Source organism: Paraburkholderia sp. GAS334 (genome assembly GCF_050436625.1).
Classification (GTDB): domain Bacteria; phylum Pseudomonadota; class Gammaproteobacteria; order Burkholderiales; family Burkholderiaceae; genus Paraburkholderia.
The window spans coordinates 78927-94922 of sequence record NZ_JBNDMO010000019.1; the positions used below are offsets into that span (position 1 = coordinate 78927).

At 60.7% G+C, this 15996-nt stretch carries 13 protein-coding genes and 1 pseudogene; 7 read left to right on the plus strand and 7 right to left on the minus strand.

What is annotated here, in order from left to right; all coding sequences use genetic code 11:
* Nucleotides 1-379: 379 nt before the first annotated feature.
* Nucleotides 380-583, minus strand: a complete 204-nt coding sequence (locus P3T21_RS27655) for a DUF2964 family protein (RefSeq protein ID WP_429259135.1) — start codon at nt 581-583, stop codon at nt 380-382.
* A gap of 516 nt (nt 584-1099) precedes the next feature.
* Between P3T21_RS27655 and P3T21_RS27660 the strand changes: the two genes are divergently transcribed.
* A complete protein-coding gene (locus P3T21_RS27660; RefSeq protein ID WP_429259136.1) occupies nt 1100-1714 on the plus strand; it encodes an NADPH-dependent FMN reductase in 615 nt (204 codons plus the stop codon).
* 116 nt (nt 1715-1830) lie between these two features.
* Here the strand turns inward: P3T21_RS27660 and P3T21_RS27665 are convergent, their stop codons facing one another.
* Nucleotides 1831-2733 carry an AraC family transcriptional regulator N-terminal domain-containing protein gene (locus P3T21_RS27665; RefSeq protein WP_429259137.1) on the minus strand — a complete coding sequence of 301 codons (903 nt, stop codon included), beginning with the start codon at nt 2731-2733 and terminating at the stop codon, nt 1831-1833.
* 265 nt (nt 2734-2998) lie between these two features.
* On the opposite strand from P3T21_RS27665, the gene P3T21_RS27670 reads away from it, so the two are divergent.
* From P3T21_RS27670 to P3T21_RS27680, 3 genes are all read left to right on the plus strand, one after another.
* Nucleotides 2999-3562: a carboxymuconolactone decarboxylase family protein gene (locus P3T21_RS27670; RefSeq protein WP_429259138.1), complete on the plus strand. Its 564-nt coding sequence runs from the start codon at nt 2999-3001 to the stop codon at nt 3560-3562.
* Between the two features lie 413 nt (nt 3563-3975).
* Nucleotides 3976-4413 (plus strand): alcohol dehydrogenase catalytic domain-containing protein, encoded by a 438-nt coding sequence (locus P3T21_RS27675; protein ID WP_429259139.1) that lies wholly within the window; start codon nt 3976-3978, stop codon nt 4411-4413.
* Between the two features lie 50 nt (nt 4414-4463).
* Nucleotides 4464-5021 (plus strand): zinc-binding dehydrogenase, encoded by a 558-nt coding sequence (locus tag P3T21_RS27680; protein WP_429259140.1) that lies wholly within the window; start codon nt 4464-4466, stop codon nt 5019-5021.
* 195 nt (nt 5022-5216) lie between these two features.
* Here the strand turns inward: P3T21_RS27680 and P3T21_RS27685 are convergent, their stop codons facing one another.
* From P3T21_RS27685 to P3T21_RS27700, 4 genes are all read right to left on the minus strand, one after another.
* Entirely contained in the window at nt 5217-6683 is a 1467-nt protein-coding gene (locus tag P3T21_RS27685) for an efflux transporter outer membrane subunit (RefSeq protein WP_429259141.1), read from the minus strand.
* A gap of 159 nt (nt 6684-6842) precedes the next feature.
* Nucleotides 6843-10004, minus strand: coding sequence for an efflux RND transporter permease subunit (locus P3T21_RS27690; RefSeq protein WP_429259142.1), 3162 nt, complete (start codon nt 10002-10004; stop codon nt 6843-6845).
* A gap of 12 nt (nt 10005-10016) precedes the next feature.
* Nucleotides 10017-11177 carry an efflux RND transporter periplasmic adaptor subunit gene (locus tag P3T21_RS27695; protein ID WP_429259195.1) on the minus strand — a complete coding sequence of 387 codons (1161 nt, stop codon included), beginning with the start codon at nt 11175-11177 and terminating at the stop codon, nt 10017-10019.
* A 142-nt stretch (nt 11178-11319) separates the two neighbouring features.
* Complete coding sequence (locus P3T21_RS27700) at nt 11320-12216, minus strand: NmrA family NAD(P)-binding protein (protein WP_429259143.1); 897 nt, start codon at nt 12214-12216, stop codon at nt 11320-11322.
* Nucleotides 12217-12719: 503 nt separating this feature from the next.
* On the opposite strand from P3T21_RS27700, the pseudogene P3T21_RS27705 reads away from it, so the two are divergent.
* Nucleotides 12720-13451 (plus strand): annotated as a pseudogene (locus P3T21_RS27705) (COG4705 family protein).
* A 17-nt stretch (nt 13452-13468) separates the two neighbouring features.
* Nucleotides 13469-13720 (plus strand): hypothetical protein, encoded by a 252-nt coding sequence (locus P3T21_RS27710; RefSeq protein ID WP_429259144.1) that lies wholly within the window; start codon nt 13469-13471, stop codon nt 13718-13720.
* Nucleotides 13721-14130: 410 nt separating this feature from the next.
* On the opposite strand, the gene P3T21_RS27715 is transcribed toward P3T21_RS27710, so the two are convergent.
* On the minus strand, nt 14131-14802 hold the full coding sequence (locus tag P3T21_RS27715; RefSeq protein WP_429259145.1) for a TetR/AcrR family transcriptional regulator: 672 nt from the start codon (nt 14800-14802) through the stop codon (nt 14131-14133).
* Nucleotides 14803-14889: 87 nt separating this feature from the next.
* Here P3T21_RS27715 and P3T21_RS27720 point away from each other — a divergent pair, with 87 nt between their 5' ends.
* A complete protein-coding gene (locus P3T21_RS27720) occupies nt 14890-15990 on the plus strand; it encodes an NmrA family NAD(P)-binding protein (protein WP_429259146.1) in 1101 nt (366 codons plus the stop codon).
* Nucleotides 15991-15996: the final 6 nt, after the last annotated feature.

Here is a 15996-nt window from a genome sequence, read left to right on the forward strand (position 1 = left end):
GGATGAGAAAAGCTCGTGCAAGGGGCTCGCAGCAAAGTGGAGGAGGACGAATCGATGCTGCGATCCGAACGCTTCTGAGACTTGCGGTTGTGACGGCAATCATTGTCGTAATTGGTTTGCTCGGGATAACGCTTGTCGCGCTGTGTGACGAGGACTGCGAAGTCAATTGGTCAAGCGTTTGTGTCCCATAGCAATCGACGCGCTCGCCTTCGTCCTTTTCGAGGTCAACAGACACCTTTTCTTCTCCGGCGTACATGCAATGCGTGTGAGCTTCTTCATGCAGCATGAAGACATAGTGGGAGACGTGTATTGCACCGCCTGCGAGTTGGGCCTGCGACCGTCGATGCCCGGATCGATGTCCGCCATCACGCACTTCGAACTACCAATTGTCATGCCAATCATCATTCGGCCACAGGTTCAGCATCACGACGAGCGCAACGACCGCTGCGGCGATGATCCCAATGCCCAACCAGATGACCCGCGTCAGGTCGAACAACAGCCCTTGGATGCAGATCGCCACGCCCGCCAGCGCAGCGAAAGTCGCAAGCGCTGCTAGCGCGATTCTCCATTCAGCTCGCACCATGACGTTCTCCCGAACGGCGCGTCGACTACGCGCCATTTGCCGCGAGTCTCCAACGCTTATCGAACGCCGCCGCACGTGAAAAAGTGCGCCACCACCTGCAGTGGTGGCGCGCCAAGGCACTTCGGCCCGGGGGGCGGCCGAAGGTTCGGGGATAACGTTCGTCGCAGGTAGCGATCGTTTGGAGCTCTGCGGGGTGACATCGTTAGCTCTCAGGTGCTGCCTGAGCAACGGGACCGAGCCGGATGTTGTCCCAGTCCTTCCATCGTAGCCGCAGATCGATCCGCTGTGTTTCTTTTGCAGGATCAGGCACAACTCTCGCGCGATTGCGGTAACCGATACGCGGGCACTGTGCCATCTTTCGTAAACGGTTGCTTCTCACAAAACCGTTAAATGTGCGATCGCCGACAACGAGGTTCGGTCGAAGAGAGCAAGCCACCACAGCGCAAAGTCCAATGGGCGGTGCGACGCTTCGGTTAAGCGTACTGATCGCGACCTCAACGTGAACGGGAGCGAGAGATGACGACAAGTATTTTCGGCAGTGCATCGAAGTATCGACCAAAAATCCTGATAGTCTCGACATCGGCGACCAGGGAATCGTGCGACGGTCGCCTGACCGCACTTGCCACTAAGCGACTAGCAGCAGAGAATGCCGTGCTAACGGTATTGAACCTGACTGAATACCCATTGCCGCTCTATCCTGACCGTATCGACGTCCCTGACGACGTCCCCCTGGAGGCCCGATCTCTGCATAAACTGGCGCTCAGACAAAACGGTGTCCTATTGGTGACGACAGCTCGCCACGGCTACTTGCCGAAGTTACTGGTCAACGCCATCGCATGGCTCGGCGCGATAGAGGCCGAACGACGACAGTCGCTAGAGCGACTCCGACCGGTATACGCATTGGCCGCCGTTTCGGCTGACGGGTTTGGCGTCGACGTCGCCGCACTTAAAATGCGTGTATCGATCGAGATAGACCTGAAGGTGGCGTTCCTTTCCACAGTCCTGGTACGGCACGCATGTCAAGCGTTCGACGAAGCCGGCGAGCTGCGAGATGGCCGTACGGTAGCGGCGCTAGAACATCTTACGATGCAACTTGTCGCGGATTCGCAGTGCGACGCTGTCTCGGGCTGAGGCCCCACGGCGACGTTCAGATCGTGGCTTTCTCGCTCCAGGCTACCAGAGAGCCATGCTGAAGCCTGCCGGGCTGCCCGGAAGTTTTCGGGATCAACGAGGGCACAACTCCTCCGTTATGTCGAACTGCTGCTGGTCATGTGCTGCTGCGGCGATACCCCGTATAGCCGGCTATATTCACGACCGAACTGCGAGCGGCTTTGATAGCCCACCGCATAGCCGGCGCTACCGATGTTCCGACGCTCGATTTCTATTAGCCGACGTGCTTCGTGCAGTCGGAGTTGCTTCTGGTATTGCATCGGCGTGAGGCCGGTGATTGCCTTGAAGTGGTGGTGCAATGAGGACTCGCTCATCCCGACCTGGTCGGCAAGTTCCGGGATGCGCAGTGGTTGCACGTAATGCCTGCGCAACCAGGCGATCGCCTTGGCTATCCCGTTGGCTGGACTGCCGGCCACGGCCAGTTGCAGCAGGCGTCCGCCATGCGGCCCGGATAAAAGCCGGTAAATGATCTCCTGCTCGATAAGGGGCGCCATCGGCCGGATGTCGCCAGGGGTATCCAGAAGGCGTAACAGGCGAAGCGTCGCATCCAGCAAGTCGAAGCTCGCGCTTGCGACAATGACACTGCATGCTTCTTCGGTTGCCGTGGGATCTGGGGGAATGTCCACCCTGGCGAGCACTTCGTGTAGACGCTCCGGGGAAATCGAGATACCTAGTCCAAGACACGGCTGTTCCTCGCTAGCCTCTATAACCCGAAATGCCACCGGAACATCGAACGACACAAACAGATAGTCACCCCACCCGAAATTCTGGATCGTCCCACCAAGTTCGATGCTCATTCTGCCCTGTACCACCATCCCGAACATCGGCGATTGCGGGCAATGGATCGCGGGTGAACGGGATGTGTACCGCGCTATCACCAGGCTGTCGACAGGCGTGGCGTTCCGACCTTCGTCCTTCGCATGACGGGCGACCAGGCGGGCAATTTCCTTGAGGGTTTGGATACTCATGGTGGGCAACAATGCCGATCCGGAAGTTGTTCCACCCCATGGTAACGGCAGATAGAACCATTTTGGTGTCTGTTTGCAGGATCAGGCACAACTCTCGGCGGATTGATGTAACCGATGCATCGGTATCCGTGGCATCGTTGCCGTGCTGCCGATTCTCAGGGGTTTCGTGGTCCGGGGAGCAACGGAACGGTTACGCAAAAAAACCATAAGCGTTCCGTTGCTCCCCGGACCCCGTACACCACTTTCGACAATAGCTCACGAGAGCGAGGAAATTACGATGACCCGGATACCTCTGGCAAAAGATGAAGAGCTCACGCCTGCCCAGCTTGAGTTTTTTCGTGTCGCACCGGCCGGAAAATTAAATTTAGCTCGGCTTCTCGCTCATGGAACGACTGTTTTTTTACCCTTTATGGAATTCGCGAAAGCCATTTTTGCGAAGCTTGATATTCCCCCACGCGAACGGGAGATCATTGCTCTTGCCGTTCAACATCTTGAACGCTCGAAATATGAATGGGCGCAACATGTGGAAATTGCGGAGGACATGGGCATCTCCCGGGACAAGATTGATGCGATCGACGACGGTCGCTTCAACGCGCCAGTATTCAATGAACGAGAGATCGCTATCCTTGCCTTTACAAGACAGGTGGTTCGGGCTGGACGGGTTGATGACTACGTTTTTGGTGCACTCTCTGCGTTCTATTCATCCCGCCAAATTGTTGAGGCTATCTATACCATCGGCTGTTACATGATGGTGGTGCGCGTATCGGAAGTCGCCGAGATCGAAATCGATGCGGTCCATGGTGCCGAGGTCGTTCGCCAAGCCGTGGCGGAAGCCAAATAACGATAGCAGTCCCTCTTTACATATCCTTGTCCATACCCCGATCTGAATAGCGCTCCCTGACCTGTTCGGCGCGATGCTGAGCCACCTCTCGCACGCGCTCGATCACCTGAGGCGGCCCACGCGATGGACCAAAGCGCGTCGAACCTTACCGGGTCATACCGGGCTGAAACCCATGAAAAGCACTTGCAGACATCGAACTCAAACCCGGCAAGGAAGTTCGACTTCACGCGGGCGAATCGGCTGTACTCAGAGGTGTCCGCCATAGCTGGCACAACCGCGACCTGGACCACGTCGCTCGCATACTCATTTTTCGCATCGCCGCTCGGCCGTCAGCCCCTGGTTCACTCAACAGATCCGCTTCACATGCCGCTACCAACGCTCACCGACCGCGCGTCCGAGCAAGGAGGTTCACGATGAAAGCATTCCGTTTCGACAAACTCTCCGGTCTGCACGATTTGACGCTACATGACGAGCGCCAGCCAGTTCCGCAGCGTGGCGAGGTACTCGTCAAGATCCGCGCGGTCTCGCTTAACCGACGCGATCTTCTGATCGCCGAGGGCGGATATCCGGGACCAGTTGCCGAAGGTCGCGTGCCGTGTAGCGACGCGGCGGGAGATGTGATTGCCGTCGGCGAAGGTGTCAGCGCCTTCCGAGCCGGGGATCGGGTGATCAGCACGTATCATCCTCGCTGGTTCGGCGGTCGTCCGCCAGCCACCGTCAGCAACGACACGTATGGCAACGGGGCCGACGGGTGGCTGATGGAATACAAGGCGGTGTCTCAGGAGGCCATCGTGCCGCTGCCATCCGGGCTGTCGTACCAGGGGGATGCACGCTGCCGTGTGCGGCGGTGACCGCATGGAACGCGCTCTCGGGGCCTTCCCCGATTAGAGCAGGCGATACGGTGCTGACGCTCGGCAGCGGAGGTGTCTCAGTATTTGCCATTCAACTGGCCAAGGTCCTCGGCGCTACGGTCATTAGCACCACATCGAGCGAACATAAAGGCGCACGGCTCAGGCAGCTGGGCGCAGATCGAATCGTCAATTACTCAGACATTGAAGCGTGGGGACGTCACGTCAAGCAAGAATTGACGGACGGGTTGGGCGTCGACCGGGTGGTCGATGTGGTCGGCGCAGGCGCGCTATATCATTCGCTGACGGCCGTTCGTCGCGGCGGGGAAGTCGTACTGGTAGGGCAACTTTCGACTGCCGGTCCCGCTCTCGAGGCGGCACAGATCACAGCAAGCGGAGCCACGCTCAGACCGGTTCGTGTGGGTGATCGAGCGGTGCTGGAGGAATTGCTTCGCGCCGTCGCTAACGCCCGGGTGAAACCCGTTATCAGTCAAGTGTTTGCATTCGCGGACAGCAGAGCGGCGATGGAAGCGCTTGGCTCGAGTGAACATGTGGGAAAGATTGTCATCGCTTTGCCCGATTCATCCTCATCATCCCGCTCGTATGGATAACACGTCCTGTCACGGGAGGGGGTTCCGGTGCAGCGTCGGCAGCACATTAAAAATCGAACCATTGTTGAAGGGCCGGCATTGACCGCGACCGGCTTCGTGATGTCGCTTTCGAGACGAGTTCGACCGCATGACCTGCCCCCGCCGTGATAAGGCGATTTCGTCGACTTCATCTCCGGATCCTACGACTACCCTGCGTCAACGTAACAAAGCCGTCGAGGACAGCTTTTCCGCTTCCGGCAGTTTCTGCGGCCAGCCGCCGGCCAGCGCCTGATAGAGCGCGACCGCGGCCGTGGCGCTGCGCGTGCGGCTGTCGGCCGCGGCATCCTGGGCGGAGAGCATTTGGCGTTCGGTGTCGAGAGTTTCGAACAGGCCTATGATCCCGGCCTGGTAGCGCACGCGGGCCAGCCGCGCCGCCTCCGCGCTGTCGCGCGCGGCGCGCTCGAGCTGCGCGTCCTCGCTGCGAGTGCGCGCGTCACGGATCAGCGCGTTCTCGGTGTCCTCCAGCGCGAGCAGCACGGTCTGCTGGTACTGCGCGAGCAGGCCGGCCGCATCGGCGCGGCTCGCGGCGATGCGCGCGCGCACGCGGCCGATGTCGAGAAAGGACCAGTCGACGCCGAGGAAGGCCGAATTCATGCCGGTACCGCCGTGAAACAGCGTGCCGGGTGTGAACGCCTGCGTGCCGATCAGCCCGCTCAAGGAAAACTTCGGGAACAAGTCGGCCGTGGCGACCCCGATCTGCGCGGTCGCCGAGTGCAATCGTTCTTCGGCCGCGGCGATGTCGGGACGGCGACGGATCAGGTCGGCCGGTGTGCCGGGATCGATGTCCGCGGGCAGGGCCGGCAGCGGCCTGGGCGCATCGAGTTCGGCGATCAGCGCCTCGGGCGGGCGGCCGGTCAGCACGGCGAGGCGATGCTCGGCCACCGCCACCTGTGCCTCGAGCGCGGGCGCGCGCGAGGAGGTGGTCTCGAACTGGGATCGCGCGAGCGCAAGCTCGTAGTTGGTGTCGCTGCCGGCTTTGTATCGTGCTTCGACGAGGTTCAATGTTTCGCGCTGGTTGTTGGCGTTCTCGCGCGCCACGCGCAAGCGCTCCTGCAGGCCGCGCAGTTGCACGTAGGTGCTCGCGGTCTCGCCGGCGATCGACACCTGCAAGGCGGCGAGATCGGCGCGGCTGGCCGCGGTGTCGGCGCGCGCCGACTCCACTTCACGACGTACGCGGCCCCACAGATCGAGTTCCCAGCTCGCGTTGGCCTCGACGTCGTAGCTGCGGAACGAGCGCGGCGTACCGGGCACGACCTGCGTCACGCTCAGCGTCTGATGCCCCCCATTCGCACTGGCAGTGATGGTCGGCACGTAGTCGAACCTGGCCTCGCGCAACAGCGCGGCGGCGCGATCATAGTTAGCCAGCGCACTGCGCAGATCGTTGTTCGCGGCCAGCGCCTGTTCAACGAGTTGGGTCAACTGCGGATCGCCGAACGCCTGCCAGAACTGTATGTCGGCGGGGAGCGGCGCGGCGATGCCGGCAGCGCTCGACGCGGGCGCGGCCTCCTGGCGCGCGTACTGCGCGGGCACAGGCAGGTCGGAACGGTGGTAGTCGGGGCCGACCGCGCAACCGGCCAGGGTCAGGCTGGCTGCGATCAGCAGGGACTGAGTTGAACTGCACATGGCGATTGCTTCTCCAGGGAAATCGTTTATCGGCCTACCACCGCCTGATGCGCCTGCACCAACGATCCGAGCGTTGGCGCAGGCGAGGGCGGCTGACGACCGTTGTCGTCGATGCCGTAGGCGAGCGCAGCCCCGGCACCATCAGCACCTTGCCGGGCTTCAATCGTGCGCCATGCTCCCCTCACCATGCTGGACCAGCTTGCGGCCGGACAGCTTGCGCAGGCCGACGTAGAACACCGGCGTGAGGAAGAGACCGAACAGGGTCACGCCGATCATCCCGGCGAACACGGTGATGCCGGTGGCCGAGCGAACCTCGGCGCCGGCGCCGTGAGAAAGCACCAGCGGAACGGTGCCGGCGATGAATGCCACCGAGGTCATCACTATCGGGCGCAGGCGCAGTCGGCAGGCTTCGAGCGCGGCCTCCACGATGCCCTTACCCTGGAATTCCAGCTCGCGCGCGAATTCCACGATCAGGATCGCGTTCTTGCACGCCAGGCCCATCAGCACTACCAATCCGACCTGCACAAAGGTGTTGTTGTCGCCGCCGAACAACTTGACGCCAGTCAGCGCCGAAAGCATGCACATCGGCACAATCAGGATTACCGCGAGCGGCAGCACCCAACTCTCGTATAGCGCAGCGAGTACGAGGAAAGCCAGCAGGATCGCTACCGGAAACACGAGCAACGAGGCCTTACCCTGTGTGGCTTCCTGGAAACTCAGGTCGGTCCATTCGAAGCTCATACCGTTCGGCAACACCTTTCCGGCAATCTCGGTGATCTTGTCCATCGCCTGTGCGGATGAGAGCAGCGCCGGGTTAGCCTCACCGACGAAATCAGCGGCCGGATGGCCGTTGTAACGGATCACCGGATCGGGTCCGTAGCTCTGCTTGATGTTCACCATCGAGCCAATCGGCACCATCTCGCCCTGAGCGTTGCGCGTTTTCAGGTTGCCAATGTCTTCGACCTTTTTACGGTAGTCGCCCTCGGCCTGCGTATACACACGCCAGGTGCGGCCAAACAGATTGAAATCGTTGACATAGCTGGAACCAAGATAGACCTGCAAGGTCTCGAACAGGTCGCTTAGCGTCACGCCTTGTGTCTTGGCCTTGAGGCGGTCCACATTCACGTCGAGCTGCGGCACGTTGGACTGGTAGCCCGAAAACGGGAAGCCCATACCCGGCTGCTTCATGAGCGCGCCTTGCAGCGCGCCCACGCCTTGCTGCAACTCGCCGTAACCTCTTCCAGCACGATCTTCGACAAACAGCGAATAGCCGGCGCCGTTGCCGAGCCCCAGGATCGGCGGCGGCATCATGACAAACGCCATGCCTTCCTTGATCGTGCTGAGCTTGGCCTGGATCGCATCAGCGATCTGCTTGGCGCTAACGTGACGCTCGTCGAATTTCTTCAGAATCACGAACGCTATGGCGTAGTTGGGCGTGTTGGTGAACTGGGTTGGGTTGAGGCCAGCGAACGAAACCGTGTGGTCAACGCCTTCTGTCTCCAGGGCCATTTTGTCCATTCGCTTCACGACCGCGTCGGAGCGACTGATCGAAGCGCCATCCGGCAGTTTCACGCCAGCGATCAGGTAGAGCTTGTCCTGGGTCGGGATAAAGCCGCGCGGTACGTTGTTGAACATAAGGCCCGTGCCCACGAGTAGCACCGCGTAGACCGCGAACGCCGCGCCACGGCGCTTGAGGATGCGCGATACCGAACCCTGGTACTTGTCCGAACTCACCTTGAAGAAGCGGTTGAACGGGCCGAACACCCAGCCGAACGCGCGCTCAATGCCGCGAGAAACCGCGTCCCTGGGCGCGTCGTGCGCGTGTAGGAGCTTGGCCGCAAGCGCCGGCGACAAGGTCAACGAGTTAATCGCCGAGATCACTGTCGAGATCGCGATGGTCACCGCGAACTGCTTGTAGAAGGTACCAGTGACGCCGGTCAGGAAGGCCATCGGCACGAACACCGCGCAAAGCACCAGCGCAATGGCCACGATTGGTCCGGAAACCTCCCTCATAGCTTGATGCGCCGCTTCCAGCGGCGTGCGCCCTTCCTCGATATTTCGTTCGACGTTCTCGACCACGACGATCGCGTCGTCGACGACGATGCCAATCGCCAACACGAGGCCGAACAAGGTCAGTGTGTTGATCGAGAAGCCGAGCACATACAGCACGGCGAAGGTACCGATCACCGACACCGGCACCGCGATCAGCGGAATAATCGAGGCGCGCCAGGTCTGGAGGAACAGAATTACCACCAGCACGACTAGTAGAATCGCCTCGCCCAGCGTGTGCGCCACGGCTTTGATCGAATCACGCACGAAAATGGTGCTGTCGTAGTACGAATGGTAGGTCATGCCGGGCGGGAACTGCTTGGACAACTCGTCCATCTTCGCGATCACTGCATCGCGTACGGTCAACATGTTGGCTCCCGGCGCCTGAAACACGCCGATGGCCGTGGTATACCTGCCATCAACCGCGCCACGCAGGGTGTAGTCGCTAGAGCCAAGTTCGATGCGCGCTACGTCGGCGAGGCGGACGACCTCGCCGTTGGCGCCTGTCTTAAGCACAACGTTGCCGAACTCCTCGGGCGATTGCAAACGGCCCTGCGCATTGATGGCGATCATAAAATCACTACCGCCTTTAATGGGTTCGGCGCCAAGCTGACCCGCCGACACCTGGATGTTCTGATCCTGTATCGCGCGGACCACGTCGCCCGCGGTCATGCCTCGGGAGGCGACCTTGCTCGGATCGATCCAAACGCGCATCGCGTAGTCCCCGCCGCCGAACATGCGTATCTGGCCGACGCCGGGCAGGCGCGCGAGTTCGTCCTTGATCTTGATGTTGGCGTAGTTGCGCAGGTAAAGCGCATCGTAGCGGCCGTCCGGAGAGTACGGCGTGACCATGACGGCGAACGTCGGCGACTGCTTCTGCGTGGTCACGCCGAGCGCGACCACTTCCGAAGGAAGACGCGACAGCGCCTGGGCCACGCGGTTCTGGACGTCGACCTGGGCCTGACTGGGATCGGTACCTGGCTCAAACGTGACCGTCATCTGCAAAACACCGTCTGAACCGGCCACCGATTTCATGTACATCATGTGGTCGGCACCGTTGATCTGCTCCTCCAGCGGCACCGAAACAGTTTCGGCGATCACCTTGGGATTGGCGCCGGGATAGGTTGCGGTCACAACCACGGTCGGCGGCACTACCTCGGGGTACTCGCTGATCGGCAGCAGTGGGATCGCGATCAAGCCGCCGACGAAGATTACGATCGATAGCACCGCCGCGAAGATTGGGCGGTCGATAAAGAATTTGGAGATATTCATGTCGCGCTTTCCTCACTTCGCCGCGATCGAAGCTGGAGCTGCCGCCGACGCACCCATGGCCACCGTACTGGCGTTCACTGGTGCGCCCGGAAAGAAAATCCTCTGCAGGCCGGCGACAATGACCCTATCATCCGGCGCGAGCCCGGACTGCACGATACGTAGACCATCGGCGAACCCGCCAAGCGTGACGTCCTTGCGCAGAGCCTCGTGCTTCGGGCCCACCACATAGACATACTTACGGTCCTGGTCGGTCATGATCGCCTTGTCGTCGATCAGCATCGCCCTGAACTCGGCGCTGCCCTCGAGCTGCACACGCGCGTACAGACCCGGGGTCAACGCGCGGTCTGGATTCGGTACCACCGCGCGCAGATTGATCGTGCCGGTGGCTGAGTCGACCTGGTTGTTGACGAAGTTGACCGTACCGGAATACGGGAAGCCGACGTCGTTGGCGAGGCCGATGCGCACCGGATTAGCCGAGTCTGGCCGCTGGCCTTTACGCGCGAGTGCCGCGTAGCGAAGGTAGGTCTGCTCGTCCGGCTGGAAGTAGACATAGACAGGGTTCTGCGAGACAACGCTGGTCAGCACGCTCTGGTCAGCCTGGACCAGATTGCCGACGGTCAGCATGGCGCGACTGACGCGCCCGGCGATCGGCGAGCGCACCTCGGTAAAGCCAAGATTGAGCTTCGCCGTGGCCAGCGCCGCCTCGGCCGCTTGCACGTCGGCGTCGGCCTGAGCGAGACCGGCGCGGCGCGTGTCGACGTCCTCGCGCGAAATCGCGTTGGCCGCGATCAGCGCCTGCGCGCGCTGATCCTGCGCGCGCGCCAATTGAGCCGCCGCACGCGCACGTTCGAGCTGCGCCGCCGCGCTGTCGTAGGCGGCCTTGTACGGGCGTGGGTCGATCACGAACAGCAGATCGCCGGACTTGATCTCATCGCCTTCCTTGAAGGCGATACGGTCGATGTAGCCGCTAACCCGCGCGCGCACCTCGACCGCGTCGATGGCGGCGATGCGGCCGTTAAATTCGTCCCACTGGCGCACGGGCTTGACCACGACCTGAGCCGCGCTGACCTCGGCCGGGGGCGGTGCCACCACCTGCGCACTGCCCTTGCTGCACGCCGAGAGAACGGCGGCCAACGCCGCGGCGGCAAACAAAGAAAATCCCGCGCGCAACAGCGCGCAATAACGCTCGGAGTAAGGCACAAGCAGCCCCTTTACTTGAAATCGGAGAAAAGTTCAACGCGCTTTAGCCCAACAAGTGGGCAGCTCTTTACGCGACGCACGGCCGAAGTCGAATCAAATGGGAAATTAGAAAAAATTAGCTACCCACAATTTCCAACAACTCATCGGCGTGAAGCTTTGCCCAATCCAGCAGCATCAACGGTGCGCGACCTAGAATTCTTTTCGTATCGTCTGCAACGCTTCCGATGTAGGCCATTCTTCCGTTCTCAACGTCCCGGAAAAATTCGAACCCTCCCTTTGCATAGGCCGATTCGTACGTTGAAGCCGCTGGTATCACCATTTCCTTCAGAAAAAGCTCGTGATTACGAACCTCTGCTGTGAACTGATAACCAGTAGCCGCGGTTAGCGTTCCAGCCACCTGCTGCGGATCAAGTACATCTGCTGAAAACCAGTAGTCCTTTCCATGGTGTTTTTCCGGACCCTCCATAAGAATGACTGCCGCCGCTTCCGCAACATCTTCCAAGGCTGTAAACCCAATGGGTTTGGAAGTGTATACGCGGTACCGACCACCTTCGACGCGCCACCCCGCTAGCAAATTCTGCATAAACATATTGGGATGCAAATTCGTCCACGCAACGCCACTATCGCGAAGATACGCTTCGATCAACTGATGCCAGGCAAAAACCGTCGCGTATGCGTCGTGCTCTCGTGTAAATACGCCCAGATGCACAATATGACTCACTCCGTTTCGCCTGGCCGCATCAATCAATGTTTTGCTCTGCACAAGCATGTCGACCGTATATCCATTTATAAGAAAAATCCCAGTGACATCTTTCAATGCCTCAGCGAAAGTTCGTGGATCATCGAGATCGATATAGCGGGATGCTCCAAATTGGTCTGCGAGCGCGTCCAGATGCGCTTTTCTTCGCGTCCCCGCCGAAAATTGCGCACCGCTACTGCTTAAATTCTTAGCGACGAGCGTTCCTACTTGCCCCGTCGCGCCCAATACAAGCAGATTGTTTGAATTACTCATTTGAATCTCTCTCCTACAGTTTTTTGCTCGGCGAGTGATGAGCCATTTCAGCGAAGGTGGGGTACGTACGCTCGTCATGCATCAAGCGTACTGTCCCCGTCGCTCAAAAGTAATGGGCGACAGCGACCTAATAGCGGTCAGCGGTGGGTGCCCGGCTGACGGTTCGGGCGAAGCTGGCGAAGTGAAAGTTCGCTTCATTAACTATTCGTGTGAGCAGTGGTGTGGAAAATGGAACTGAAGCGCTCGGAAAGCGCGGCAGCGGGATGCAGCGAAACCTGTGAGAATCGACCGCATGAAAACGATGCCACGGATACCGACGCATCGGTTACAGCGATCCCCCGAGAGTTGTGCCTAATCCTGCATACGCAGGCACAGGGGGCGATCGGCAGCTAACATAGGAGGATTGAGGTTCCCTCTGTTTTTTCGCCTTCCAAAGGTCCCAAGTTATGCAGCCGTCTCCTTCGCTTGCTGAGCGTTGAGCCGGTCCCGCGCTCGGCTTCTGGATCATCAAAATCGCCGGAACGACGCTCGGCGAAACCGGCGGCGACTGGCTGACGATGTCGCTCAACCTCGGCTGTCTCGTCGGGTCCCTGATCCTCCTTGTCGGCTTCGTTGTGCTGGTCTCGGCTCAGATCCGCGCGCGCCAGTTTTATCCGTCCTTGTACTGGGCCACTATCGTCGCCACGACGGCACTCGGCGCGACGCTAGCCAACTTCCGCGATCGCTCGCTCGGCGGCGGCTATCCAGGCGGACTATCGATCATCTCCGCACTGCTCGTCGTGAGCCCTGCTATCTGGCCGCGTAGAGGGCACGGTTTCCGTCGAGAGCGTCGTGAGCGCGCGTGCGGAATGGTTCTACTGGACCACAATCCTGTTCTCACAGACGCTCGGTACCGCGCTCGGCGACTGGTTCGCTGGCGATGATCGAGGCGGCCCGGGCTCGGCTATGCGGCCGGCGCGGCAATCTTCGGTGCCGGGCTCGTCATCGTGGATCTGCTTTGGCTGTGGCCCCGTGTCTTGCGCACCGCGCTCTTTTGGGTCGCGTTCGTGCTCGCGCGCCCGTTCGGCGACTTGCTCGACAAGCCCATCGCAGAAGGCGGCGTGCACTTCAGCCGCTTCTACGCGTCTGGTATCTTGGTCGCCGTTATCGGGCGCTGCATCCTGCTGATCCCGCAACGTGCGGCACGTCGAGCACCTTCGGCACAGCGCCGGGGTGTGCCGGCCAGCGTGCTGTGAAACTTGTGCCTAACAGCGTGAAGCGGCTCGAATGCCTCAACAGATTGCTCAACTGTTTGCGCACCGCGGACAAGCGCCATGTCGCGTTCGAATGTCCCTTGTTTGAAGATACTGTTGAAAAAGTCGCCGCGTGGCTTTTTCAATTCGCTCGCAAGAAAATCGACCTCTCAGATCGGCTTGCAGACCGCTCGCGAGTACCGGTCAAGGGCAAGAGGACCCCTGAAGAAGTCACGACAGAGATGGACAGCGACTTTTTCAACAGTATCTGAACGAGGCGGCCGTTCGAATGTCACTTCGCGGACGACGGCCAACGGCCCAGACTGTGTCAAAACACAAAATCCCTCGGTTTTCGAGTGTCGCTTTACCCCTCCCGAAGCGCTATCAAGCCAACACAGAGCGTTCTGACGAGTCGAGATTCCTGCTGACCGGTCGCGGCGCACGTTTTGACACAGTCTGGGCCAAAACTGGCCGGTTGCACCCGCTGAAATATGACGCAAAAAGCTGCCGCTGCCCAAGGCGAATGTTTTCGGCCGGCGGCTGACGGCGAAGGGGCTCAACGCGTACAGTCGGCCAGGAGCTGCCACTCGATCTCGCCTCGCATGTTTCTCGATAGCGGCCACTCGGGAGCCATGCCACGAAATCGCTAGGTGGCCGTGGCATTGGACGGATCATCCATGCATCAGATGTGCTGGCGGGGCATCGTAGCGCTAATCGGGAGCGGATGAAGTTGAAGAAACGCAGCTGTGGCGTTGCGGGCACGTGCCGCGACTTCGCGTGAGTTCGGCCGCTCGGCGACGCCGAGCAGCAGACTGACCATCAAATTACCCCACAGCAACCCGCCGAACCGTTCGGCAAGTTCGGCAGGACGGCCATTGAGAAGTCCGGACGCCTGAGCCCGGGCCATGATTTGACGCAAGGCGGCACGACTCGTCTCGCGCCCTATGGAGTCGAGCGCTTGCGCCACCTCGGGCGCGTGGACCGCCTCGGCGATCGCCAGTCGGAATACCGCAATGACCGTTGGATCGGTTATCTCGCGGACGAGCTGCGTCCCGAGGGAAGTCAGTACGTGCGCGAGGGTCTCGCGATCGTGCGGCACGGGCAAGTCAGCGGGTACCTGCAGTCGCGTGGCGCGCGCGCTGATGCATGCGATTAGCATTTCCTTCTTGTTGCCCACCAGCGCGTACAGTTCTCGTTTCGAAACGCGCGCGCGCGTGGCGATCTCAAGCGTGCTGGTCGCCGCGTAGCCACTCTTCATGAACGCTGCGAAGGCTGCATCGAGGATGCGCGCGCGCACCTCAGTTTCGTCGCGGCCTTCCTGACGCTCCTTTGACAGCGATACCGTGGTCATCATCGTCTCTCTTGACATTCGGTACCGCATAGTACCATACTAGAGCAATCTTCTGGTACTTCCGGGTACCACGACTGCTAGGAGGCTATCATGCTCAAGCCAAAGATCCTCGTGACCGGCGCGACCGGGAAGACAGGCAGCGTCGCCGTTGCCGAACTGCTGAAGGCCGGCTATCCCGTGCGCGCTATGGTGCACCGAGAAGACGGCCGCAGCGCGCGGCTGCAGGCGCAGGGGGCCGAGATAGCGGTCGCCGACATGAGTGATGTCGAGCGCGTCGCCGACGCGCTGACGGATGTTCAGCGCGCCTACTATTGTCCGCCTTCCGATCCCTACATGATTCAGGGCGCGGTCGCGTTCGCCGTCGCCGCCAAGGAATCCCGGCTCGAACACATCGTGGGCCTCACCCAATGGCTGTCGAGCCCCTCGCATCCGGCCCTCATGACCCGCCAGCACTGGCTCGTCGATCGATTGTTCTCGATGATGCCTCGAGTCGCGCATACGATCGTCAACCCAGGCTTTTTCGCTGACGACTACCTGGTGACGATCGGGTTGTCCGCGCGTCTCGGCATCTTTCCCTGGATCTTCGGTAATAGCCGCAACGCGCCACCTTCCAACGAAGATATCGCGCGAGTCGCCGTCGCGGCGCTGATGGATCCTGCGCGGCACGCCGGAAAAAGCTACCGCCCCACCGGACCGGAGCTTCTCGGCGCGGAGGACATGGCCAAGGCCATCGGCCGAGCCGTTGGGCGATCAGTTAAGGTCGCGCCAACCCCGACCTGGATGTTCATGAAGGCCGCACGGATGAGCGGCTACCCGATCGATGTGTTCAGTGGCGTTCGCTACTACATCGACGATCACAAGCGCGGCGCCTTCGAGCTGGGGGCGCCAACCACGGACGTGCTCGATGTGACCGGCCGCCCCGCTGAGGACTTCGAGACGATCGCTCGTCGTTATGCGGCGCTGCCCCGCAACCAGCGGACCTTCGGCAATTGGCTTCGCGAGTTCGCGCAGTTCGTGATCGCCCCGCTCAGCCCCGGCTTCAATCTCGACCGCTACGACCGCGAGCTGCGCCGCCCGTTCCCGTCAGAGCCGCAGTTTGCGCCTGAGTCCAAGGTCTGGCTGCGTGAGCATGCCATCGCTCACGCGGAGCGAGGCGCTGTGATCGCAGAGCTACGCACCCTGCGCGCTTAAGTTCTC